Origin of the sequence: Bacillus cereus group sp. BfR-BA-01316 (genome assembly GCF_022664195.1) — a bacterium.
Lineage (GTDB): Bacteria > Bacillota > Bacilli > Bacillales > Bacillaceae_G > Bacillus_A.
Genome location: NZ_JAKUGX010000023.1, coordinates 21827 through 45088, shown reverse-complemented (window position 1 = coordinate 45088; position 23262 = coordinate 21827). Strand labels below are relative to the sequence as shown.

Genomic DNA, 23262 nt, shown 5'->3' with positions numbered 1-23262 from the left:
CTCCATTAGTCTCTTGCTCTAGCGATAATGTGAATCGGCGTTCCTACAAAACCGAACGCTTCACGTAAACGGTTCTTTAAGAAGCGCTCATATGAAAAGTGCATTAATTCTGTATCGTTTACAAATATAACAAATGTTGGTGGTTTTACCGCAACCTGTGTCGCATAGAAGATTTTCAGACGGCTACCATTATGAGTCGGCGTTGGATTCATCGCTACCGCATCCATAATTACATCATTTAATACGTTCGTTTGTACGCGGATGCTATGGCTTTCATTTACTTCATTAATAACTGGTAATAATGTTTGTGTACGTTTTTTCGTTTTCGCAGATAAGAATACGATCGGCGCATACTCTAAAAATTGGAAATGAGCGCGAATGTTTTCTTCAAATGCTTTCATTGTTTTTTCATCTTTTTTCACTGCATCCCATTTGTTTACGACGATAATAACAGCACGTCCTGAATCATGAGCATATCCAGCGATTTTTTTATCCTGTTCAATAATTCCTTCTTCTCCGTCTAAAACGACTAAAACAACGTCAGAACGTTCAATCGCTCTAAGTGCACGAAGTACACTATATTTTTCTGTGCTTTCGTATACCTTCCCTTTTTTACGCATACCAGCTGTATCGATGATTACATAATCTTGACCATCTTTACTATATGGTGTATCAACAGCATCACGTGTCGTTCCCGCTATATTACTTACAATTACACGTTCTTGACCAAGAAGTGCATTTACAAGTGATGATTTCCCTACGTTTGGACGTCCAATTAAAGAGAAACGGATTGTTTCATCGTCATACGCTTCTTCTTCAATCTTTGGAAAATGATTTGCAGCTTCATCTAACAAATCACCAAGTCCTAAACCGTGTGTACCTGAAATCGGGAATGGCTCGCCAAATCCTAATGCATAAAAATCATAAATATCACTACGCATGTCTGGATTATCAACCTTATTTACCGCAAGTACAATTGGTTTTTTAGAACGGTATAAAATTTTAGCAACTTCTTCATCTGCTGCAGTTACACCATCGCGACCATTCGTCATAAAAATGATAACATCTGCTTCATCAATCGCTACTTCCGCCTGTTGACGAATTTGTGTCAAGAACGGCTCGTCTCCAATATCAATTCCACCTGTATCAATAATGTTAAACTCATGATTTAACCATTCTCCCGCACTATAAATACGGTCTCGCGTTATACCTGGTATATCTTCTACGATTGAAACTCTTTCTCCAACAATTCTATTGAAAATAGTAGATTTCCCTACGTTCGGGCGGCCTACTATTGCTATTACTGGTTTCGGCATATACTTTCATCCTTTCAACTTGCTTCTGTTTATTATGTAAAAAACCCTTCTTTGTGCAAGAAGGGATTTGCATTCCAGAATAATTCTCAACGTATCAAAACACCTCACATTATACCACACGTTGCTAATGTTTCACAATAATATATACATTCTCTTGTAAGCGATGAGCAATACCATCTAAAATGGCTTCTAAATTATTTGCAACAAATTCCATTTCCTCTGTCGATTCACAAACAAATAAAGGAGCCCCCCCTGCAAACTTTTCGGGTGTGGTTGTAATGACTGCGAGAATAACACTTTCTAACATCATCTCTTATCTCCCCTTCCTTTCGGAGCTTCTGATGACATATGAACAGCACTCTCTAATGTTGGGACATTTCCAATTACCCCTATCGCTTTCTCTGCATCTTGATCTTGCGGAAGAACAAAAATCCCAACTCTCCCATCCTCTAAATCACGCTTCGCTAACGGTACAAGTGCCGGCGTTCCAGAATCTCTATATATTCCTAAAGCAACCGAAACATCATGTAAAATAGCTTGCCGTTGTCCTAAGTTTGAGATTGTAACCATCGCATCTATCGATTTCGGTTTTAAAATAAATCCCATTCCATATTTCATAATTTCTTCTTGCCTTGCTGGCAATCCAATATTCATAATGTAAATATTATCAATATAAAGTCCCGCTCCTTCAAAACGAAGTGGAACGTGCTCTATTTCTACAAGGTCATGAAGTCTTTTACCTGACATTAATTTTTTCGAAATAGAAAAACTTACTATACCAGTAATTACCCCGGCAATCCATGAATGGAATCCTATATACGCAAACGTTGTTACAAACGACGTTAACATCGCCAAATAGTTACGACTTTCAAATACTAATGCAATTCCTTCAATGTATGTATTGCCACGTGGTACGAGCTCGTATCCATCTAATTGTTGAAGCGTATTTCTTTCCATATTGCGCACATCACGAAATTGCGTCGCTGCTAACGTAAGAAATGTAATTGCAGAGAAATCCTTTTTCAAAACAGACGGAATCGCAATTGCTCCTAAGGCAGCCGCAATTAATCCCATCGCGATATGAATAATTTTCCCGTGGAGCCTCGTCGGATATTGCCTCGTATCGGTACGAAGCATTAACAACCTAGTTATTGTACCTGCAATTACGCCACATAAAATAGCTGGTGTATATTCAGTCATGTATCACCCTCGCCTTTCTTTTACGTGTTTTCCTCTTAAATTGTTCCATATATACTGATGCTTTTGTAATCCAAAGTAAAATCGCCATAAATAAAGTGGAAACAGCAGCAACATCTAAAAAAGCTAAACTGCCATATTCATAAGGAAAATGTAATTTACGAAAAATAAGCGTCACCAACAATTCCCCTTGTAACATCCCTATATATAAGGAGCATAATCGTAATATGCGATCCCCGTGCAATAAAACCGATGCATACACAAGTGCACCACTTAACAGCAACAACCTATCAACCACAATCCAAATTGGATCATATACTTCTAACAAATGAAAGCTTGTATATAACATTGCAATAATAAGTGCCGAAAGTAAGGTATATAATTTTTTCCAAATAGAATATAACGTGATGCCTACAAAAGAAATAATACAAAGCAAAAGGGCATTTACCGATATGGTGAAAGAAGCAATCGTCACATTTAACGGAGAACAAATAATAAAAATTAATATACAAGCACTTATCTTCCAACGAATAGATTCTTTTTTCATAAAAAAGGTCACGACAATCCACCCTATCCAAGCAACAAAATAAAAAGTACTCCCATCCATCACTTCACCTCCTATGTTTTCCATTATGGGAACTTTTTATGAAAGTTAATCCTCCTTTTCTTTGTGCATAGTTTTTCCCATAACAGCAAAACTTTTAATAAGGAGGTGTAACTCACAATGGGTAAAGATCGCCAAGAACGAAAGCTAAGAGAATCACGCCGCGTTGAATCTGATCGCGACCAATCACTTCAATATCCCGGTGCAACAAGTCTTGATACACCGGAGCAAGCTCGAAAGCAGAATCAGCATTAAATAAAGCGAAACTTCAGTGAGTGGGATCCATCCCCACTGATTATTAGCCCACACCAATCGGGCTTTTACGGACAGCTCGACTCCGCCGAATTTTGAGGTAGGGCCTACTGCCCTCAAATAGGCAATACAAAAAGACGGTTTCGATAATGTACGAAACCGTCTTTTTACACAATTATTTTATTTCTACTCATAATATAATTCTTTTATTTTCGCATTATAAACCCTGTCACTTAACGAGGCATCAATCGTAACTATACCTGTTGGTTTTTTTAGAATATGTAATAACATACTACGTATGAAGAGAAGGATTTTTACTCTTTACCTCTACACGTACATAATCCGTCTCTCCTATTTCATTTAACTTTCGCTCAACCTCTTTTTTCACGCCTACAATATCTTCTTTTTCTTCTTTAATTCCCCTACTCACAATGATATTTCCTTGATCAGAAAGTAATACTACTTCAGCATTACTTAAACTCACTTCATTTAGTATATTGAAATAATAAATCACATACGAATCTTCCGATGGATTTTTGTCTTCTCCTAATTCCCTTGGCAAAATTAGTGTTTCTATTCCACTTCCTGTATTTACCATTGGATTCCTATACAATTTATTCCCGACTGCGATTGCAATATTCACAGTTTTAATTGTTAATTGTGCTGTTGTTGAACTAGAACCCCCTTCTCTTACATTTGAAGTTAATGCAATTTCAACCTTTTTATTATATCCAGAAATCGCTGTATCTTCTCTTATATTTCGTGCATGGATATTAACATCTTCACTATTATATGTAATGCGTCCTATCGTATTTTTACTATTTGAGGATACATTATCTCCTTTTTATTAACGTCCTCATCCCCTAAATTACCGTAAATTTTTTCTTGCTTCTTTTGACCCTTAAATAGTAATCTCTTATCTTGTTTTATCGCTAACCAGCTATATTGAAAAGTTTGCACACGTTCTGCTTACGAAAATAAAACGCAAAAAAATCAACCGGACGGTTGATTTTTTATCGCCTACTATAATGTGCAGTGTCAATCCCTCGCTGTGCTAACCAATGATACGTTTCGCCTTTTACAACAAGAGGTACAGATTGTAACTTTTCTATCGTCTTCACGCCAAGAGCTGTCATAATAAATTTTAAATCTGTATGTAAAAGGTCGATTTCATCCACTAACTTCTCAACACCATCTTGCATTAAAATACGTAAAAAGTATCCAGCAAACGCAGTTGTATTCGCCCCTAATGCGATTGCCTTCGCCACATCAAGTGCCGTTTGTATACCCCCAGATGCAATAAAAGAGAGGTTATTATTTGTAGAGGTTGCTTCAATAATCGAGGTAGCTGTTTGTATGCCCCAGTTATTAAAATAAGAAAGCATTCGCTGTCTTCTTTCATTTTCAACAGCAGCAAAATTCGTACCACCTTGTCCGCCAATATCAATTGCTGTTATACCTATACTCGCTAACTGTTGTACTGTTTCCTTACTCATTCCAAATCCCACTTCTTTTACAATGACAGGAACTTTACTGTTTAAAACAATTTGTTCAATTCGCCGAAGTACACCAGTAAAATCACGGTCTCCTTCTGGCATCGTTAACTCTTGTATGACATTTAAATGAATTTGCAATGCATTTGCTCCAATCATATCAACGACACGCTCTGCCTGTTCGACAGTTGCCTCACTCCCCAAATTAGCAAAGAAAATACCATTTGGGTTTACCTTTCTGACAATCTTATAAGAAGCCGCCTCGCTTTCATTTTTTAAAGCTGCCATTTGCGACCCTACAGCCATAGCAAGGTTATGATGTTTCGCTACATATGCTAATTGCTCATTAATATGTAATGTTTGCTCTCCTCCACCACCAGTCATCGCATTGATAAAAATCGGCGAACTTAGTGAAAGTTCGCCGATTTTTGTTTCACATGTTACAGTATCATAACTTGAATTTGGCAAGCTTTGATGCACAAAATCAATATCATGAAAGCCATGCGTACGAGACTGACCAGTAGAAAGAGCATATTCAATATGATCTAATTTACGTTTTGCCCTTACCACTTGTACCCCTCTTTATTTCTTTAATTTTTTCAGTTGTTCACCAATAATATCACTTAACTGGAAAGTAGCAGAATCAGCATTTGGCTCATATTGGCTATAATCTTCTGTTACATTATTTTCTTCAAGCGTTTCTTTTATGCTTAAAGAAATACGTTTTTCTGCTACATGGACTTCAAGTACTTTCACTTTTACTTCTTGTCCCATTTCCAATACTTCATTTGGGTTTTTCACGTGACGATTTGCAATTTGAGATACATGCACAAGCCCTTCAACACCAGGTAAAATTTCAACAAATGCACCGAATGTAACAAGGCGTTTTACTACTCCCTCACGAATATCTCCAGCCTTTATTTCGCCAGCAACATTTTCCCAAGGTCCCGGCTGAGCTGCTTTAATTGATAAAGAAATACGTTGCGTATCAGCATCAACAGATAACACTTTTACCTTTACCTTTTGACCTTGCTCTAATACCTCAGAAGGTTGCTCTACACGTTCGTGTGAAATTTGTGAAATGTGAACTAAACCGTCCACACCACCAACGTTAACGAAAGCACCAAAATCCGTTAATCGTTGTACTGTTCCTTCGACAATATCCCCTTCTTTTAACGAAGAGATTGCTTCTTTTTTCTTAGAATCTAGTTCTAGTTCTACTACCGCTTTATGTGAAAGAATAACACGATTTTTTTCACGGTCTAATTCAACAATTTTCACCGCTAATGTTTTTCCTTTATAGTCAGCAAAGTCTTCTACATAATGTACCTCTACAAGTGAAGCTGGGATAAAACCACGAACACCAAGGTCCACAACTAACCCACCATTCACGATATCTTTTACAATAACATCAAATACATGACCAGAATTAAATTTTTCTTGTAATTCTACCCACGCTTTTTCTGCGTCAACAGCTCTCTTAGATAAAACAAGATCATCATCTTCTAATTTAATAATTTTCAATTCAAGTGTTTGATCTAATTCTACAACATCGCTTGCTTTTTCAATATGAACGTTAGCTAATTCACTAATTGGAATTACGCCATCTGTTTTGTATCCAACATTTACAAGCACTTGTTTCTCTTCAACTTTCGTTACAGAACCTGTAACAACGTCACCAACTTGTAATTCTTTTGAATTCATAACTTCTTCATTCATTTTCTCTACCATGGAAATACCTCCCTACAGAATTGACAAAGCATTTTTATGTATATACGAAATGAAAACAAATGTTTTCATTTGCATGTTTAAGAATTTATCATCACATATTCTGTTTCAATATAGTTCACAAGAAACTATATTAAACCTATATAAATAGTATACAGCAAAATCATCTTGAAGAAAGTATGATTTGAAATATAATAGCGAATATATTCTGACAGTTTTTCCCCTCTGTAACTAACTTCTTACAAATTAGCCCATTTGTCAAGAAAAGAGACTCATAATTCACTTATCCTTTACATTTCAAAAAAAAAAAAAAGAAAGAGGACAGTCCTCTTTCTTTATTTCGCAAATACTCCTGAAACAATACCCATAATTTTTTGGACAACTTCTTCAATTGATAAAGAAGTTGTATCTAATTCCAATGCATCATCAGCTTTTTTCAAAGGAGAAACTTCGCGTTCTGAATCTAATTTATCACGCCTAGCAATTTCTTCTTTTAACTGCTCTAAATTAGAATCGAAACCTTTATTCATATTTTCTAAATGTCTTCTTTCCGCTCTTTCTTCTACAGAAGCAAGCATAAAGATTTTCACTTCAGCATCTGGTAGTACATGTGTACCAATATCACGGCCATCCATTACTACGCCGCCTTTTTTAGCTAATCCTTGTTGACGACGTACCATTTCTTCACGAACAAGACGATGCTTTGCTACAATAGATACGCGATTCGTCACATCTGGCGTACGAATCACTTCAGAAACATCTTGTCCATTTAAAAATACAAGTTGTGTATTTTCCCCTTGCTGAAATTCAATATTTACATTTTTTACAACTTCCATTAACTTTTCTTCATTTTCAATATCCACTTTTTGTTCAAGGGCTGCATATGTAATAGTACGATACATTGCGCCTGTATCAATGTAAACATATGAAAGTTTTTTTGCAACAACTTTTGCAACTGTACTTTTCCCAGCAGCCGCTGGACCATCTATAGCAATCGAAATTCGTTTATCCATTGTAACACCTCATTTTTCACTTATAAAACAAAACGAAAAGCAGGTATTCTCCCCCTGCTTCTTCTCATTTGCCTCACGTCATTAAATCCTCAATAATTGTAGCATAATCCATCATAGAAGAAAATGAAAACTACTTATTCACCTGTAAGATTTCCGCCTTATTTTTCGTGACGACACCTTCGTAATAAACAATTTTCGATAAATATTTCACTGAAGATTTATGTATAAAAAACAGTTGGACGACAGAAAGACAAATAAATTGAATCAGTAATATACGAATTATAATTTCCTCCACTTTTTTCAAAAAAACTCACTCCTTCCCTCTCTAACTTACACATCTACCCTCATAAATTTCCACAAACAAAACCTAACCTAATAACCACTTACCGAGCACACTTAAAGTAATTTATTTTATTGTCATTTTCTAAGCATACTTTTATACATTTTCATTGTCGAATTTACTCAAAACATGTTATGTTCTAAATGTATGTTTCAACTTGAAAGGGGTATAAGCATTGAAAAGAATCCTAGTTTTACACACAGGTGGAACAATTGCAATGGAGGAAGATAAAGAAACTGGGGTCGTACAACCAGGTGAAAAGAATCCTCTTTTAAAATTTATTCCTGATTTAGAAGTCGATGTTGATTTAATTGTCGAAGATGTGTTCCATCTTCCATCTCCTCACATGACTCCTAGCGAAATGCTACAATTACAAGTCATCATTGACGAAAGAGTAAAACAAGACAATATTCACGGCGTAGTCATTACGCATGGTACCGATACATTAGAAGAGACAGCTTATTTTCTTGATTTAACAGTTCAAGCAACTATCCCAATCGTTGTGACAGGTGCAATGCGTTCTAGTAATGAATTAGGTGCCGATGGTCTATATAATTTCTTATCAGCTGTAAAAGTGGCTAGTAGTAATGAAGCTGCTGAAAAAGGCGTTCTAGTCGTATTAAACGACGAAATACATTGTGCTACAAATGTAACAAAAACGCACACAAGTAATGTCGCGACATTCCAAAGTCCACAGTACGGACCAATCGGCATGGTAACAAAACGTGGTGTTGTTTTCCATCATGCTTTAGTGCATCACGAAACATGCACAGTACGACAGATTTCTAAAAACGTTGTCGTTCTAAAAGCATACGCAGGTATGGATGATACATTATTATCAGCAATCGAAACACTACCAGTAGACGGAATTGTTATTGAAGCACTTGGACAAGGTAATTTACCTCCAAGAACACTTCCTAGTCTAGGGCGATTAATAGAAAAAGGCATTCCAATTGTATTAGTTTCACGCTGCTTTAACGGTATCGTTCAAGACGTATACTCTTATGAAGGTGGCGGAAAACAACTAAAAGATATGGGCATTGTTTTCACCTACGGTTTAAACGCTCAAAAGGCGCGAATTAAATTACTAGTCGCACTAGAAAACACAAACTCTCACGAAACAATCCAACATATGTTTATGCACGATTAAAAAAGAAGCTGTCGAAGATTTCGACAGCTTCCTTTTATTCTTCTCTTGATGCAATGGTTTGCGCAATCGCATCTCCATGGAATCTACCGTTTTCGATAAATATTTCATTTGCGTTATTCCCCGCAGCAATTACACCTGCAATAAAAATATTTTCAGCGTTTGTTTCCATACTACCCTCTGTATAAATCGGGCGCCCTGTTTCTTCATCAATCCGAACTCCCATTTTGGTTAAGAAGCTGTGGTCTGGATGGTAACCCGTCATAGCAAATACAAAATCGTTTTGAATTGTATTTGCCTCACCATCTACTGTATACGTCAACGTATGCTCAGTAATTTCTTTTACATGCGCATGGAAATGCATTTGAATTGTCCCATTTCGTACTAACGCCTCAAATTCCGGCAAAATCCACGGCTTAATACTTGGCGAGTATTCCCCACCACGGTACAGAACTGTTACACGTGCACCCGATTTAACAAGCTCTAACGCCGCATCTATACTTGAATTTTTACCACCTATTACAACGACATCTCGATCAAAATAAGGATGTCCTTCTTTGAAATAATGAGCTACTTTCTCAAGTTTCTCACCAGGTACATTCATATAATTCGGATTATCATAATATCCAGTTGCGACAACAATGTATTTCGCAACATATATTTCTTTGTTTCCGTCACGCTTCGTCGTTTCAACTTTAAAAACATCACCATCTTTTTGAACTTGTTCCACTCGTTCAAATGCATTTACACGTATAGATTTACGCTTTACTACTTCACGATAATACGCAAGCGCTTGATTACGAAATGGCTTACGATTTTCTGTAATAAAAGCAACTTCACCAATTTCTAATTTTTCACTAGAGGAGAAAAATGTTTGATGAGTTGGATAATTATAAATTGCATTTACAATGTTTCCTTTTTCGATTACTAACGGATTTAACCCCACTTTTTGCAACGAAATCGCCGCTGCTAATCCACATGGACCGCCTCCGATAATAATAACTGTTTCTTTTTGCATACTCGGTTCACTCCTAGTCTTCTAACTCTGCTCTATTTATATAAACAAGAAAAAACCTACTTACAGCAGTAGGCACCTATCTTTATTGTATTCATTTTTCATATATTTGTCATCTAAACGAAACATACATCCGATAGACATCTGCTAAAAACTGCTGAAATTTAATTCCTTGTTGCCCTAATACATTTTCAGGATCGATTTTCCGAGTAGGATCCAACATTTTGTGTGACACAATAGCCTTTTTAGGATTCAAACCGAAATTTTGACATAAATAAGCGTGATACCACGTAAAACGAGTATACGCCTCCCAAAAGTTTACGTCGCCACCATAGCAAAGTTCCACCCCAATTGCAGCCTTATTCGCATCATAACCGAATAACTCATTATCCGTTGGCACATTGTATCGAACATGGTACGCAACTTCATTTATAGGGACAATTTCTAATATTGTTTTATCATCAATAAATGTATGCGCTGAAGCTTTCGGTTGTATTTCATTAAAGTAATCCCGATTTCCTATCGCATTGCTACCAGGGTTCCCCGTGTCATGACTTACAATAAATCTTACTTTTGAAAGAGGGATTCCTGGTCGTGAATTTCCATACCCAATATAGTTACGCTCTATAGGGAACATCGCCATTACTACCAACTCCCGCTCTAAAAAATTACCTTACTTCCTTATATATGTATTCGGTGGCAATGTCCTTATGGCATATTTCTTATGCGAAGAGAACATCGAAAATATTTGATGTGAATACCATAAATAATACAATACTTACAGCCACTCCGTAAAAACCGTAAAACCAAACACAATCTTCTTTCGTATCTAAACCGAAAAACTTATTTACTGATTGTAATAATGATCCACGCTTACTATGATTATTTCGTAAAACTTCCACTCGTTCCACAACATCTGCTGGCATCATAAATCTTTGGTCTACTGTCATTTTCATCATTTATCTCTCCTTAAAATCGTTTCCGTTTGCTTATCTAAGGAAAGTATAGCACGTTTGTTCGTACAGAACAAGTGTTCTTTTCGTTTTTATTTTATTTTTCACCAATCCACGTAATAATTCTAAATAATACAGCGATAATCGGCCCTCCAACAACCAGATGCAATAAACCCTCTCCAAACATTCTAAAAACACTTGTTTTCTGAGTATTTTTAGTTCTTACTAGTTTAGGTTTATCCTTTCTTCCAATCGATCTACTTGATCCATTTTTTCATTGTTCATATCCAACACCTCTAACTAGTAACTTCAACAAAAAACGCGATTCCCTCAAAAGGAAATCACGTTTTCTCAAAACATTATATACTATACCCAACCTCTGAAGCGACTAGCCTCAGCCATTTTACGAACACCAATCATGTATGCAGCCAAGCGCATGTTCACTTTACGAACTTGTGATGTTTCATAAATTGAATCGAATGATTTTACCATTACTTTTTCTAAACGTTGTTCTACTTCTTCCTCAGTCCAGTAGTAACCTTGGTTATTTTGTACCCACTCAAAGTAAGATACCGTAACGCCACCAGCACTTGCTAATACGTCTGGAACAAGTAAGATACCACGATCTGTTAAGATTTTTGTTGCTTCTAATGTAGTTGGACCATTTGCAGCTTCAACTACAATTTTCGCTTTAATCTTATCAGCATTTTCTTCTGTAATTTGGTTCTCAATTGCAGCTGGAACTAAAATGTCGCAATCAAGTTCTAACAGTTCTGTATTTGAAATTGTATTATTAAATAGTTTTGTTACAGTACCGAAGCTATCGCGACGATCTAGTAAGTAGTCAATATCTAATCCATTCGGATCATGTAGTGCACCGTAAGCATCTGAAATTGCAATTACTTTCGCGCCTGCATCATGCATAAATTTAGCTAAGAAGCTTCCCGCATTACCAAATCCTTGAACAACAACGCGTGCACCTTTAATATCAATGTCACGTTTTTTCGCAGCTTCACGAATACAAATTGTTACACCTTTTGCAGTCGCTGTTTCACGTCCGTGTGATCCACCTAATACAAGTGGTTTACCTGTAATAAATCCTGGTGAATTAAATTCATCGATACGGCTATACTCATCCATCATCCATGCCATAATTTGTGAGTTTGTAAATACATCTGGAGCTGGAATATCTTTTGTCGGACCAACAATTTGGCTAATTGCTCGTACATAACCGCGGCTTAATCTTTCTAATTCACGGAAAGACATCTCACGTGGGTCACAAATGATTCCACCTTTACCTCCACCATATGGTAAATCAACAATACCACATTTTAAACTCATCCAAATAGAAAGTGCTTTCACTTCATTTTCTGTTACGTTTGGATGGAAGCGAATTCCACCTTTCGTTGGACCAACAGCATCATTATGTTGTGCACGATATCCTGTAAATATTTTAACAGTGCCGTCATCCATACGAACTGGAATTTTCACTGTCATCATACGAATTGGTTCTTTCAATAATTCATATACTTCGTTTGGATAACCCAATTTTTCTAATGCTTCATTAATTACAATTTGTGTTGAATTTAACAATTCAAAATGTTGTTCCCCTTGTTGTTGTGTTTTCGTTTGAGTTCCCTTTTCGGCTACCATAGTAAGTAAACCCCCTGTAATTTCACTTGTTTAGTAAACCTTCATTGCCTAGTATACACCGTTAAATTTGGAATGCAATAGAAAACGCTAACAAATATATACAAACTATTTTAAGTTGCAAGCGTTTTCACTATTATTATAGTCCTTTTATTGCTTTTAGAAAAGTAAAACACTTAAATATTTAAATATTTTTTATTTTCATCAAAATACATTCGATAAAACAATTATTTCATCAAGAAATACTGATTTAATTTTTAAATATAGGTCGGCTAGTCTTGTTGCCTACACTGCGCTTTATAGATTTTAGATTTTCCAATCTTCAGCTGAATAAAAATAAAACCTCAAGCTACGTTACATTAGCTGAGGTTTTGTTTTTTCACAAAGTAATTGTATATTTGTTCAATTGCTTGAGAATCCATTAATTCTTTACCATATTCCATTATACGGTAAATTGTTGCTGTTGACGGATTACCGTACTCCGCTAAAATAGCTATAAAATCCGCCTTCAATAATTGAAATTGCTCTTCTTCTTCTATCCAAAGATAAAAACGATCATCCCACGTATACAACTTCCCATCAGTTACACCAAGGTTATATAAGCGATTTGACAAATTGATTACATCATCTAATGTAGCAAACTCGTAAAGTATATGTTCACTTTCATCAAGAGTCACTTGCATTTCAATAAACTCGTCACGGAACTCATCTTCTGTATCCACTTCGTGATTTTCTTTTGTTACAATTACAACCATACCTTGAGCTTGTAGAGAAAATACTTCAACAGCAATCGGTCCATCCGCTTCAAACCCTAATTCTTTATTCGCTTCTTGCATCATATCACGGAATAGTTGCTGTACTTTCGGTGCATTTCTCCACAAATCTTCTTTCGTTAATCCTCGTTCAGATAAATCATCAAATGTTAGGAAAATTTTGATCTTATTATAATTTAAACGTTCCAGTCTCATCTCATACCCTCCCTACGTAACCATTGCATCTAATTTTTATTATATGAAATAGAAAATAGATGGTTCTTTTCGAATGACTATTCTGACATTTTTAACCATCCATCCCATTCTTCTTTCGTGTTACCAATTAGGATATTTTGAAGATTTAATTGATCTCCAATGCCTTTTCTTCCTATAAAACCACCAGAGAGGTTTTCATTTTTTTCTTGCAACAAGTCAATAAATTTTACTGCCTCTTCAAGTTCTCGTTCATCATCAAAAGATATAAACAAATATTTAGGTTGTAATTGTTCAATAGCTAGTAAAATACCTTCTTCATCTAAACTTGTCCCCATATACATGGCTTGATATCCTTTTAGTCGTAAATACGTCGCGAAAATAAATCCTTTTAATATATTATTTTCTAAAACGAAAACTTTGTTAACGGAAGAATACACTGACGCATTATGATAGATCATTCCTAGACGTGTTTGTAAGAATGATACAACATATTTGAATTGTGACATTGTAATCTCATTATTATTTTTTAAAGTTAACAACTTGTTTGCCACTTGAAGAATGATGCTTGTAACAACCTTTTCCGTTGAATATATACTAAAAACCTCGTTTAATAATGCAGAAGTTGTAATTTCATCAAATTTTAACAAAGCTTGTAGTATATCGTCCACTAAAACAACTTCTGTATCTGTAATTTTTTCTTTTTGAATGTTGTTCTGCAACCGATTCCCTTCTAATAACTGAACTGCTTGTCCAATCATCATCCCCTCAGAAACTTTATTCATTAACCATTTCAAAATATGAATATGCTCTTCGGTATATAAACGATGCCCCGCACGATTTCTCTTTGGGGCAATAATATTATAGCGTCTTTCCCATGCGCGAAGTGTACTCGGTTGAATTCCGAGTATATTCGAAACAGCTTTTATATTATATTTCCCATTTAAAGCCGGCATTATTTCCCTCCACATAACGTAATGATATGTGTTTGGGAAGGTGCCCGAAAACGAAGAGGGAATAATGTTGTTCCATACCCATTACTAACAAAGAGAGTCGTATTAGAATGCTTATATACGCCACCCTTTAAATACTTTTCAGATGGAAACAACCGAATCTGACCTCCATGTGTATGTCCACTTAATACGAGCGAAATTTGTTCTTTACCAGACATTTTCTTTATTATATCTGGGTTGTGACTAATTAAAATGCGAAAACCTTCTTCTTTACAATCAGACAACGCTAAATCTAAACGATCTCGTTCTAATCCAACATCATCGATACCGAGTAAGCAAATTTTCTCTCCTAATTCAGACTCAAATACAAATCTTGTATTATCTAATACCTTCACATTATTTTCTATTAATAAAGCATCTAATTCGTGATATTCAATTTCATAATCATTATTTCCCCATACAAAATATACAGGGGCTATTTCTCTTAACTTTTGAATATTTAAAGAGATTTGCGATAAAGGTACTCCTTTTTCAGCTAAATCGCCGCCAATAATTACGATATCTGCTTTTCCTTTCACTCGTTCAATTAGCGAGCTAGAAATGATCCTTCTATGAATATCCGAAATAAAAAAAACATTAACTTTTTGAAAACTTTCCGGAAATTCTTCGAATACTAAAGTATGTTCCAACACTGTATTACGCATCGCTTCTTTATACATTCCAAGAAGACATACAAAACCAATGCATATGAGAGTACATAATAATATAATCCATGACATATATTTTTTACTCTCCCTCCTCGTAAAGTATAGTCCTTAATTTTATGTGCAGCTATATCACTCATTTAGCTAGCTCTCATACTTCGTGGACTTATCTTTTATAGGAATTTTCAATTCTTGTCCTACTTTCACTTCGTCTTCTTGTAAATCATTATATTTTTTTATTATTTCTATCCCATTTTCATCTGAGAAATATTGCTTCGCTATACTTTCTAAAGTTTCTCCATCTTTCACAACATGAGTTGCTACTTTCTCAGACTGCTTCTTTGATTCAGTCTTAGCTGAATCAAAGAAAATTACTTCAAACGCACTTTTCTCAGCATTATTACTATCACTTTTTACCTGTATATACTTATCCGTATACCATAGGATACTAATAGGTAACAATATGAATAAAAATGTTAACACTCGGACAAAAATGTGATTCATTTTAAACTTTGGTTTTTTCTCTTTATTTCTATGAATTTCACTACGCGGCGGTAAACCTTCATCTTCTTCCACTCGCTCAACTTCTAACTCCTCTTCAAAATCAGGAATTCGTTTTCTCATGTTGTTCACCACCACCTTCCATTTATTTTCTTAATTGGAGTCCCATTATAAAATCAACAAGAAAGTGTGCAAAGATCGTTATAAATAAATTTCCTGTCCACTCGAATACATAACCAAAAACAAAACTAATAAAGCAGACGAAACAAAACAAAAAAGGCTTCGTTATATACCGAATATGTAACACAGCAAAAATTAAACTCGCTATTACAATTCCGAAATGAGTCTGCACTACACCTCTAAATAAAAACTCTTCCGCAAAGCCAATAATAAACGTGATAACGAGTAAATGCATGACTGAAATCTCTTGAAACATTCTATCGTTAATGCCACCATCATCAAACCAAGATTCTGGAAACACTCGCATTGCAACATAATCTAATAACACAATACAAATCGCTAACAAGCCACCTATTACAAGTATAGAAACCGGTTCCCATTTCCACAAACTATAAACTTCTCTTTTATCTTGAAATAATATATATGCTAGTAAACAACCGATACCAATAATGATTAGTTGTGTTATGTAGAGATTCAGTCTTATTTCTCTCGGACTCATATCTTCAACATTATGCCTTTGAATGTTCATCATTCCTCCATCTTCCCTAGGCCGAAAAGCTTTTGTAACTCTGTTTCCCAATTATAGTCGAAAACTGACTGTTGCGCTCGTCTTTTTTTATACTCCGTTTTTGTAATACCACAGTAATCACAACAGTTTTCTATCTCTTTTTCCTTTCTATAACCGAATTGTTGTAATAAATATTCACGTCTACATCCTTGAACTTGTATCCATGACTTCATATTTTCTAGCTCACTATATTTATTACGAAGTCTCACTTCCACTTCCGCTATTAATCTGTGCATTATTTCATCTGACAAGCTCTCTAGCATAAGATTTCGCTGTTGTATGATTCCAAAATGTTCAAGATGATAACGGATAAAACGCCAATATTGTTCATTAAATCTTGCTGCATTATAACAAATTTCTTCTACATCTTCTAATGGTAATACTTTCGTTTGAAACATTCTTTCTTGTAGTAACGAAAATAAAAATTGTATTTGCGATTTACTTGGTAATTCATCTTCAATGATTGAAATTGGCAAATCGTGATCCAATGGACTACATAATAAAATGGCTATACTCAATTCTCCATCTCTTCCCGCTCTTCCAATTTCTTGTAAATAGGAAGCTACATTTGTCGGATATTGAAAATGAATAATATATCTTGTATTCGCCTTATTTACCCCCATCCCAAAAGCACTTGTACATATTACAATTTGCAACTGGTCATTCATAAACTGTTGTTGAATTAACATACGCTCTTCATGTTCCATACCACCATGATAAAAAGCTACACCTGTAATTCCTTTTCCTCTTAAATACTCGGTTAAACGCTCTGTCCAGGCCCTACTTGAACAATAAACAATACCAGGCCCTTGCAAATACATTACATGTTCAAAAAGCGCCTCTTTTTTTTCTTCTATTGTTTCCACAAATTGCACTTCCATCGCAATATTTGGACGATCAATTGAGTACACATGCTCAGCGATATTTTTTAGATTTAAACTTTCCGCTATATCTCGCAGTACATCCTTTGTCGCAGTTGCTGTTAATGCTAGTACTGTCGGAGATCCGATACTTTCAATTACTTTATCCAATTTTTTATAATCTGGCCGAAAATCATAGCCCCATTGTGAAATACAATGCGCTTCATCTACTACAAATAATGAAATATGAATTTTTTTCAATTCTCTTATTAGAAGTTCCGACTGCAACATCTCTGGTGATACAAAAACAAATTTATAAAAAGATAGCTTTTTAATTGCTTCTCTTTTTTCAATTAACGTCCGAAAACTATTCAATGCAATAACTCGATTTTTCACGACATACTTTAATTGCGTAACTTGGTCTTCCATTAAAGATAATAATGGTGATACAACAAGCACCGTACCCTCTTGCAGAAGCCCCGGAAGTTGATAACAAATTGATTTTCCCCTTCCAGTCGGAAGCATTGCTACAACATCTTTTCCTTCCAATAAGTCCGTAATAACTCCTTTTTGCCCCGGACGAAATTCAGAATATCCAAACCACTTATATAAATATTCCTCAAGCTTCATTTATACCCTCCATCCGCGCCAATACAAGACGGACTTCAAAATAAGAGATTTCCTCTCCAACCGCTTGCTTCAACACACGCAATTTACGTGTTTGTAATGCTTCAATTACTTTTGTTACTGTTTCTATTTTTTCTTTTTCCATAAACATCTCAATAGAAAATTCTTTTTCTCGTAAAGCAATTTCTACAAAATGGTCTTCTATCGTGGCAACCTTCAAGTTCCGAATTGTTGCTATTTCTTCTAAAGAGCGTCCTTGTCTCCAAAGATTATATGTTTTTTTCGTTGATAAGCTAAATAAATCAGCTTTCTCATTTGGATAAGATATAATTTCAGCTAATAATGGAAACTCATTTTCTTTATTGCGAACTTCTTGAATAATGAAATGAATTGTACCCCAAAATAAAAAATAAACTCGAAATATATCTTGTTTCGTAATTACCGCTAATTGTTGTAAAGTACACCCAATACGTTCATACCCAGTTAACCGATATGTTACGATTGTCGCCTCTACTGGATTATTTTTTTGTAAAAGTGTATGCATTTCTTTCCATAATCTTTTAGCCAATTCACTTCTCATATATGGTATTCCAGTGAGAAAACGTTTCACCCACATCATTATTTCTGTATCCTGTTGAATTGGAATAAATTTCGTATTCGCCTGTTGTAAATTCGAAATGGTTTGAACGATCAATGATAATCTCTTCCAAAACGTTTCACCTATTTCACCATAGTGTAAACCATTTAAATACGTCGGAAAGGCAAAGTCACCTTCCCATTTGTTTAATTGCATGTTACCAGCAGTCGTTAACACATATGTATTATCATGTATACCTTGAACTAAATCCGTTTGTAACAACTTTGCAACTTCTTGATCATAATCAGCTCTATTTAATGATTTATAAATCCCAAACAAAAAAGAAATTTGAAACATATTCCCATCTTGTAATGTTTGCGATGATCTCTTTCCTTTTAATAAATAATAAATCGAAGAAACGGTTCTTTCACCATTCAATTGTTTTAAACAATATAATAAAGTATATTGTAGCTGCATTACCGCTTCCACCTCTCAGTCTAACTTCATTCCTTTTTCAATACGATTGCACATTAACCGCTATTCATTTAACTTATCATGTTCACACTACATGCTTGTATATATTCTATTGTATCAAACGAAATAACATTTAAGTATTTTGAAAATCTTATGAAATACTTCAAAAATAAGTTGACACTCTAATTGATAAGCATTATCATTATAATTTTATGTTGAAAAGTTTTAAAAACCGTTTTACAATAAGGTTATAATTTTTTGGCGAACTTTTCACATACATATTATCAGGAGGGAAAAAATATGGCAAAATATACAATCGTTGACAAAGATACTTGTATTGCATGCGGTGCTTGTGGTGCTGCTGCACCAGACATTTATGACTATGATGATGAAGGTATTGCATTTGTAACATTAGACGATAACCAAGGTATCGTTGAAATTCCAGATGTATTAATTGAAGATATGATGGATGCATTCGAAGGTTGTCCAACTGACTCAATTAAAGTTGCTGACGAATCATTTGATGGCGACTCTTTAAAATTCGAATAGTCTTTTATTAACTTCAAAAAATCCCCCTCATAAGTATGAGGGGGATTTTTTGCTCTCTTTTTCATTCTCACTAACAAAAAAACCATTAGCAGTTACGCTGCCAATGGTTTAACATTTTTAAGCATTTTTCATTTTTGCAAATACCCATACTTTCAAGCGTGAAAATAATGCTACAAATACAATTGTTACAACAATTCCTTTAATTACATTAAACGGTAATATCGCCGTTACAATAGTTTGTCGCATAATATCACTAGACATAGCTGGTGAATTTAAAAACCAAGTGTACGCTGGTAAAATAATAAAGTAATTTAACACACTCATAATAACTGTCATAGTAATTGTTCCTAGCATTAATCCTGTTGTTAAACTTTTTACTGTGCGATACTTTCGGAATAAGAATGCTGCTGGACCAATAAATAAACATCCTGCTATAAAATTTGCTACTTCTCCTACTGGTACTCCCGTTAAACTTCCTTGAATTCCGTAATGCAAAATATTTTTTATCGCTTCTACAATTACACCTGCAATTGGACTAAAAATTATCGCTGCAATTAAAGCTGGCACATCACTAAAATCAATTTTTAAAAATGGCGGAAGCCCTGGGAATGGAAAATCCAACATCATTAGTAAATATGCAATACTACTTAGCATCGCTACACTCACCATCTGCACTACACTGTTTTTTTGTTTCATCTTTCTCTCTCCTTTTCCATCGATCTTCTCATGGAAAGTGGAAAGGTTCTGCTATGCCTATTTTTTCATAGAACGAAAAAACCCTTTGTGATTTACACAAAGGGAGAATTTTAAGGCACATCAAACAGACGTTCAAATACTTATCTTTTTTGAACGCTTGAACCTCCATCTTCTCCCATCCAGACTATACTGTCGGCTTTGGAATCACACCAAATCCTGCCTTAACGGCTCGCGGGCTTAGAACGACATTATTAACTGTTCATCACCGCCGGTCGGGATTTTCACCCTGCCCCGAAGATAGACCGATATTCTATTTTCCACTTCATTATACAACAACATGATTGTATTGTGAACAAAAAAAGTGTAACTTACTAAAAATAAGTTATTAATTTTATATAATCAGAGAAACGATCACTATATTTTACAATACAACCCATATTTTTTATCCCGCATTAACGGGCAGTAAGACTCCCACCTCGAAATTCGGCAAATGCGAGGAAGTTAGGCGGGAGATCAACTGCCCGTAAAAGCCCGATTGGTGAGGGCTAATAATTAGTGGGGGGTGGAAAAAAACCCCCACTGATTAAAGTTTCACTTTATAATTCGGTATTTCTCTTATGAATCCCCTAGTCATATGTCGTCAAAAGTGATAAGATGTTGAATTGTTAAGATAAGAACATTTTCTGAGTTATGGAGGAAATGTCATGAAGAAAGATAAAAGACACTCTATTCGAGAAGCAATGAAAAAAAACTTAAGAAAAGAATACTTTTATTTGAAAAAAGAATTACTTTTCTACTGTCCAATTGATCTAGGCACATTCTCAAGAGAGACATACTACGCTACTTTTGACCAAGATGGCATAAGTATTTATCAGTATGATAAAAAAACAGAAAGTAAATTAAAATTGTGTGAACGTCATCCATGGAAGAGTTGGAATAAGGTAAAAGTTGATCACTATTTAACAACTTCTCAATTTATTTTCCAAGGTGAGCGAAACTGGATTTTATCCCTTTTCCAAAAAGGAAAAGAAGCTCAAAAAATAATTGAAGAACATACATCTTTACAAACGGAAGTTGTTTCCCGTCCGTTTTCCAAGAAACTTCCTGGTTTCCGTTCTGATACACCATTGAATAAATACATCGGTAGCATTTGTTACACTGCACTTATTGCATTTTTATTAAAATGGATGATTCCATTTCAAGCACCACAAATCGCCCTGTATTCTCTTTCAATTGGCTTTATGCTTCTTGGTTTACTTTGTCTTACAATTGGTCTAATCGAACCAACTATCGTACTATTTCGGACAAAAGAAAAAACAAGAACAAAAGTCTTTTACTTATATAGCTACTTAGCTATTTCTGGATTTATATGTGTCTTTATTTTTTGGTAAAAGAAACCGTCCCAAAAGATCTTTTGGGACGGTTTTTCGTTAGGAATAGGTTGCTCTTATTGTCGTATTTTGTTGTTAAGTCGATATTTCTTGTCGAAATGTCGATATAATAAGAGCTATGTTCGATATATTTCAATTTGCGTCGATATAATTTCATTTACTATCGCAATCTTAAATAAGAAGAAAATAAATCTATTCAAAAGTTATGCTTTTGGGACGTTGCCTTTACTTGACGTATAGTTGTTGGTTCGGATAGATTTGCTCTTGTCGCAATCCATTCCTCACTTTAATTTCCTCAACTGTCATACTAAATTTTCGAGCAATACCAACTAAAGTATCACCTTTTTGTACAATATATAGTGATGATGACACAACTTGATTTTTTTGTTCATTTAAAACAAGCAACGGATTCATCGCATTCCTTTTCTCCATCGTCCATCTCCCTTGATGCACTTCTAGATGTAAATGCGCTCCTCGCGATTCTCCTGTATTCCCTACCTCTCCAATTAGCTCTCCTTTTGAAATGTTATCCCCTTGAACTACATATCTCTTATTTAAATGCGCATAAACAGCCTCATATTCTCCATGTTTAATAAACACAACATTTCCATAACTACTTGAAAAATAAGACTTTGTCACCTTACCATTTTGAATAGCTGCAACAGGCGTTCCAATAGGCGCAGCTATATCAATACCATAGTGTTTCCCATGTCTTGTCCCAAAATAATCACTTATCTGCCCATCAACAGGCCATATCCACTGATTCCCTTCAGCGTAAACATGTAATTGAGATAAAAATAATACACTCAATATCACCACGCCACATTTTAACGCTTTCATATACATCCTCCGTTTTCTAATAACCGTCATACCTTCTCTATTGTGGGATATTACAGAAAAAAGTATACAAAAAAAAGAAAGTGTATTACTCCACTTCCTTCTCTTCTTTATTACGAAAAACAAGTGCACTGCGGTTATATTCCACATCTTTCACTTGTAAACGTGCATTTATTACTCTAGCAAGCGCAAATAAATAATCAGATAACCTATTTACATACTTTAGAACAATTTCATTGGTTTCTCCTTCTTTTTGCAATGACACTATACAACGTTCTGCTCTTCTTATAACTGTACGTGCAATGTGTAGTGCAGCCGATACCTCGCTACCGCCTGGTAAAATAAAACGCTCTAACGGCGGCGCTTCTTCTGTATACGAATCAATTCGTCTCTCTAAATACTCGACCATCTCTATCGTTACTTTATAGGGGATTTTCTTCTCTACTATTGCTAAATCCCCTCCACAATCAAATAGTTCATGTTGAATATTTTCAAGTTCGTTATAAATGTTACGAAAACATTCCTCTTGTAATTTAGACATGGCATATCCGATATGAGAATTCGCCTCATCAATTGTGCCATAAGCTTCTACACGTATATGATCTTTATCCACTCGGCCACCTATGACACTCGTTTCCCCTTTATCACCTGTTTTTGTATAAAGTTTCATTT

26 protein-coding genes, 1 pseudogene and 1 riboswitch are annotated in these 23262 nt (G+C 35.1%); of the genes and pseudogenes, 4 read left to right on the top strand and 23 right to left on the bottom strand.

What is annotated here, in order from left to right; translation table 11 throughout:
• Positions 1-5: 5 nt before the first annotated feature.
• The 4 genes from der to MR071_RS17115 form a co-directional block, all read right to left on the bottom strand.
• Positions 6-1316: a ribosome biogenesis GTPase Der gene (gene der / locus MR071_RS17130; protein ID WP_105584018.1), complete on the bottom strand. Its 1311-nt coding sequence runs from the start codon at positions 1314-1316 to the stop codon at positions 6-8.
• Positions 1317-1440: 124 nt separating this feature from the next.
• Complete coding sequence (locus tag MR071_RS17125) at positions 1441-1626, bottom strand: capping complex subunit for YIEGIA (RefSeq protein ID WP_070141520.1); 186 nt, start codon at positions 1624-1626, stop codon at positions 1441-1443.
• Positions 1623-2516 (bottom strand): YIEGIA family protein, encoded by an 894-nt coding sequence (locus MR071_RS17120; RefSeq protein WP_242237102.1) that lies wholly within the window; start codon positions 2514-2516, stop codon positions 1623-1625. Before MR071_RS17120 ends, MR071_RS17125 begins: the two co-directional genes overlap by 4 nt.
• Positions 2509-3120 (bottom strand): YphA family membrane protein, encoded by a 612-nt coding sequence (locus MR071_RS17115; RefSeq protein WP_242237100.1) that lies wholly within the window; start codon positions 3118-3120, stop codon positions 2509-2511. Before MR071_RS17115 ends, MR071_RS17120 begins: the two co-directional genes overlap by 8 nt.
• A gap of 117 nt (positions 3121-3237) precedes the next feature.
• On the opposite strand from MR071_RS17115, the gene MR071_RS17110 reads away from it, so the two are divergent.
• Positions 3238-3372 carry a YpzI family protein gene (locus MR071_RS17110; RefSeq protein ID WP_000513901.1) on the top strand — a complete coding sequence of 45 codons (135 nt, stop codon included), beginning with the start codon at positions 3238-3240 and terminating at the stop codon, positions 3370-3372.
• 183 nt (positions 3373-3555) lie between these two features.
• On the opposite strand, the pseudogene MR071_RS17105 reads toward MR071_RS17110, so the two are convergent.
• The 5 genes and pseudogenes from MR071_RS17105 to MR071_RS17085 all read right to left on the bottom strand — a co-directional run bounded on the left by MR071_RS17105 (position 3556) and on the right by MR071_RS17085 (position 7907).
• Positions 3556-4329, bottom strand: a pseudogene (locus MR071_RS17105) (hypothetical protein).
• Positions 4330-4382: 53 nt separating this feature from the next.
• Positions 4383-5432: a type 2 isopentenyl-diphosphate Delta-isomerase gene (locus MR071_RS17100; protein WP_242237098.1), complete on the bottom strand. Its 1050-nt coding sequence runs from the start codon at positions 5430-5432 to the stop codon at positions 4383-4385.
• A 12-nt stretch (positions 5433-5444) separates the two neighbouring features.
• Complete coding sequence (gene rpsA / locus MR071_RS17095) at positions 5445-6593, bottom strand: 30S ribosomal protein S1 (protein ID WP_002126412.1); 1149 nt, start codon at positions 6591-6593, stop codon at positions 5445-5447.
• 332 nt (positions 6594-6925) lie between these two features.
• A complete protein-coding gene (gene cmk, locus MR071_RS17090; protein WP_002086629.1) occupies positions 6926-7603 on the bottom strand; it encodes a (d)CMP kinase in 678 nt (225 codons plus the stop codon).
• A 130-nt stretch (positions 7604-7733) separates the two neighbouring features.
• Positions 7734-7907, bottom strand: coding sequence for a DUF5359 family protein (locus MR071_RS17085; RefSeq protein WP_181149417.1), 174 nt, complete (start codon positions 7905-7907; stop codon positions 7734-7736).
• 211 nt (positions 7908-8118) lie between these two features.
• On the opposite strand from MR071_RS17085, the gene ansA reads away from it, so the two are divergent.
• Positions 8119-9093, top strand: a complete 975-nt coding sequence (gene ansA, locus MR071_RS17080; protein ID WP_105584026.1) for an asparaginase — start codon at positions 8119-8121, stop codon at positions 9091-9093.
• 34 nt (positions 9094-9127) lie between these two features.
• Here ansA and MR071_RS17075 read toward each other — a convergent pair whose 3' ends face one another.
• The 11 genes from MR071_RS17075 to MR071_RS17020 all read right to left on the bottom strand — a co-directional run bounded on the left by MR071_RS17075 (position 9128) and on the right by MR071_RS17020 (position 19120).
• Positions 9128-10108, bottom strand: a complete 981-nt coding sequence (locus MR071_RS17075) for a YpdA family putative bacillithiol disulfide reductase (RefSeq protein ID WP_002086631.1) — start codon at positions 10106-10108, stop codon at positions 9128-9130.
• A 109-nt stretch (positions 10109-10217) separates the two neighbouring features.
• A complete protein-coding gene (locus MR071_RS17070; protein ID WP_242237095.1) occupies positions 10218-10748 on the bottom strand; it encodes a peptidoglycan recognition protein family protein in 531 nt (176 codons plus the stop codon).
• A 79-nt stretch (positions 10749-10827) separates the two neighbouring features.
• Positions 10828-11064, bottom strand: coding sequence for a DUF3961 domain-containing protein (locus MR071_RS17065; RefSeq protein WP_002086635.1), 237 nt, complete (start codon positions 11062-11064; stop codon positions 10828-10830).
• Positions 11065-11424: 360 nt separating this feature from the next.
• Positions 11425-12711 (bottom strand): NAD-specific glutamate dehydrogenase, encoded by a 1287-nt coding sequence (gudB, locus tag MR071_RS17055; protein WP_000225168.1) that lies wholly within the window; start codon positions 12709-12711, stop codon positions 11425-11427.
• A gap of 356 nt (positions 12712-13067) precedes the next feature.
• Positions 13068-13676, bottom strand: a complete 609-nt coding sequence (locus tag MR071_RS17050; protein ID WP_002158605.1) for a genetic competence negative regulator — start codon at positions 13674-13676, stop codon at positions 13068-13070.
• A gap of 77 nt (positions 13677-13753) precedes the next feature.
• Entirely contained in the window at positions 13754-14629 is an 876-nt protein-coding gene (locus MR071_RS17045) for a MerR family transcriptional regulator (RefSeq protein WP_242237091.1), read from the bottom strand.
• Positions 14629-15405 (bottom strand): metallophosphoesterase, encoded by a 777-nt coding sequence (locus MR071_RS17040; RefSeq protein ID WP_242237088.1) that lies wholly within the window; start codon positions 15403-15405, stop codon positions 14629-14631. Before MR071_RS17040 ends, MR071_RS17045 begins: the two co-directional genes overlap by 1 nt.
• Positions 15406-15474: 69 nt before the next feature.
• On the bottom strand, positions 15475-15954 hold the full coding sequence (locus MR071_RS17035) for a LysM peptidoglycan-binding domain-containing protein (protein WP_105584030.1): 480 nt from the start codon (positions 15952-15954) through the stop codon (positions 15475-15477).
• 22 nt (positions 15955-15976) lie between these two features.
• Positions 15977-16540: a CPBP family intramembrane glutamic endopeptidase gene (locus MR071_RS17030; protein WP_242237174.1), complete on the bottom strand. Its 564-nt coding sequence runs from the start codon at positions 16538-16540 to the stop codon at positions 15977-15979.
• A complete protein-coding gene (locus MR071_RS17025) occupies positions 16540-18069 on the bottom strand; it encodes a RecQ family ATP-dependent DNA helicase (RefSeq protein WP_242237087.1) in 1530 nt (509 codons plus the stop codon). The genes MR071_RS17030 and MR071_RS17025 overlap by 1 nt, the downstream gene beginning before the upstream one ends.
• Positions 18059-19120, bottom strand: coding sequence for a YpbB family protein (locus MR071_RS17020; RefSeq protein ID WP_105584033.1), 1062 nt, complete (start codon positions 19118-19120; stop codon positions 18059-18061). The genes MR071_RS17025 and MR071_RS17020 overlap by 11 nt, the downstream gene beginning before the upstream one ends.
• 297 nt (positions 19121-19417) lie before the next feature.
• Between MR071_RS17020 and MR071_RS17015 the strand changes: the two genes are divergently transcribed.
• Complete coding sequence (locus MR071_RS17015; protein WP_001151994.1) at positions 19418-19666, top strand: ferredoxin; 249 nt, start codon at positions 19418-19420, stop codon at positions 19664-19666.
• A gap of 117 nt (positions 19667-19783) precedes the next feature.
• Here MR071_RS17015 and MR071_RS17010 read toward each other — a convergent pair whose 3' ends face one another.
• Positions 19784-20362, bottom strand: a complete 579-nt coding sequence (locus tag MR071_RS17010) for an ECF transporter S component (protein ID WP_002011769.1) — start codon at positions 20360-20362, stop codon at positions 19784-19786.
• Between the two features lie 163 nt (positions 20363-20525).
• Positions 20526-20665, bottom strand: a riboswitch (FMN riboswitch).
• A 401-nt stretch (positions 20666-21066) separates the two neighbouring features.
• On the opposite strand from MR071_RS17010, the gene MR071_RS17005 reads away from it, so the two are divergent.
• Positions 21067-21753 carry a hypothetical protein gene (locus tag MR071_RS17005; RefSeq protein ID WP_002149409.1) on the top strand — a complete coding sequence of 229 codons (687 nt, stop codon included), beginning with the start codon at positions 21067-21069 and terminating at the stop codon, positions 21751-21753.
• Between the two features lie 225 nt (positions 21754-21978).
• Here the strand turns inward: MR071_RS17005 and MR071_RS17000 are convergent, their stop codons facing one another.
• Together MR071_RS17000 and MR071_RS16995 are read right to left on the bottom strand one after the other, a co-directional pair.
• Positions 21979-22593, bottom strand: a complete 615-nt coding sequence (locus tag MR071_RS17000) for a peptidoglycan DD-metalloendopeptidase family protein (protein WP_002141020.1) — start codon at positions 22591-22593, stop codon at positions 21979-21981.
• Between the two features lie 85 nt (positions 22594-22678).
• Positions 22679-23260, bottom strand: a complete 582-nt coding sequence (locus MR071_RS16995; protein ID WP_002149412.1) for a cob(I)yrinic acid a,c-diamide adenosyltransferase — start codon at positions 23258-23260, stop codon at positions 22679-22681.
• Positions 23261-23262 lie beyond the last annotated feature (2 nt).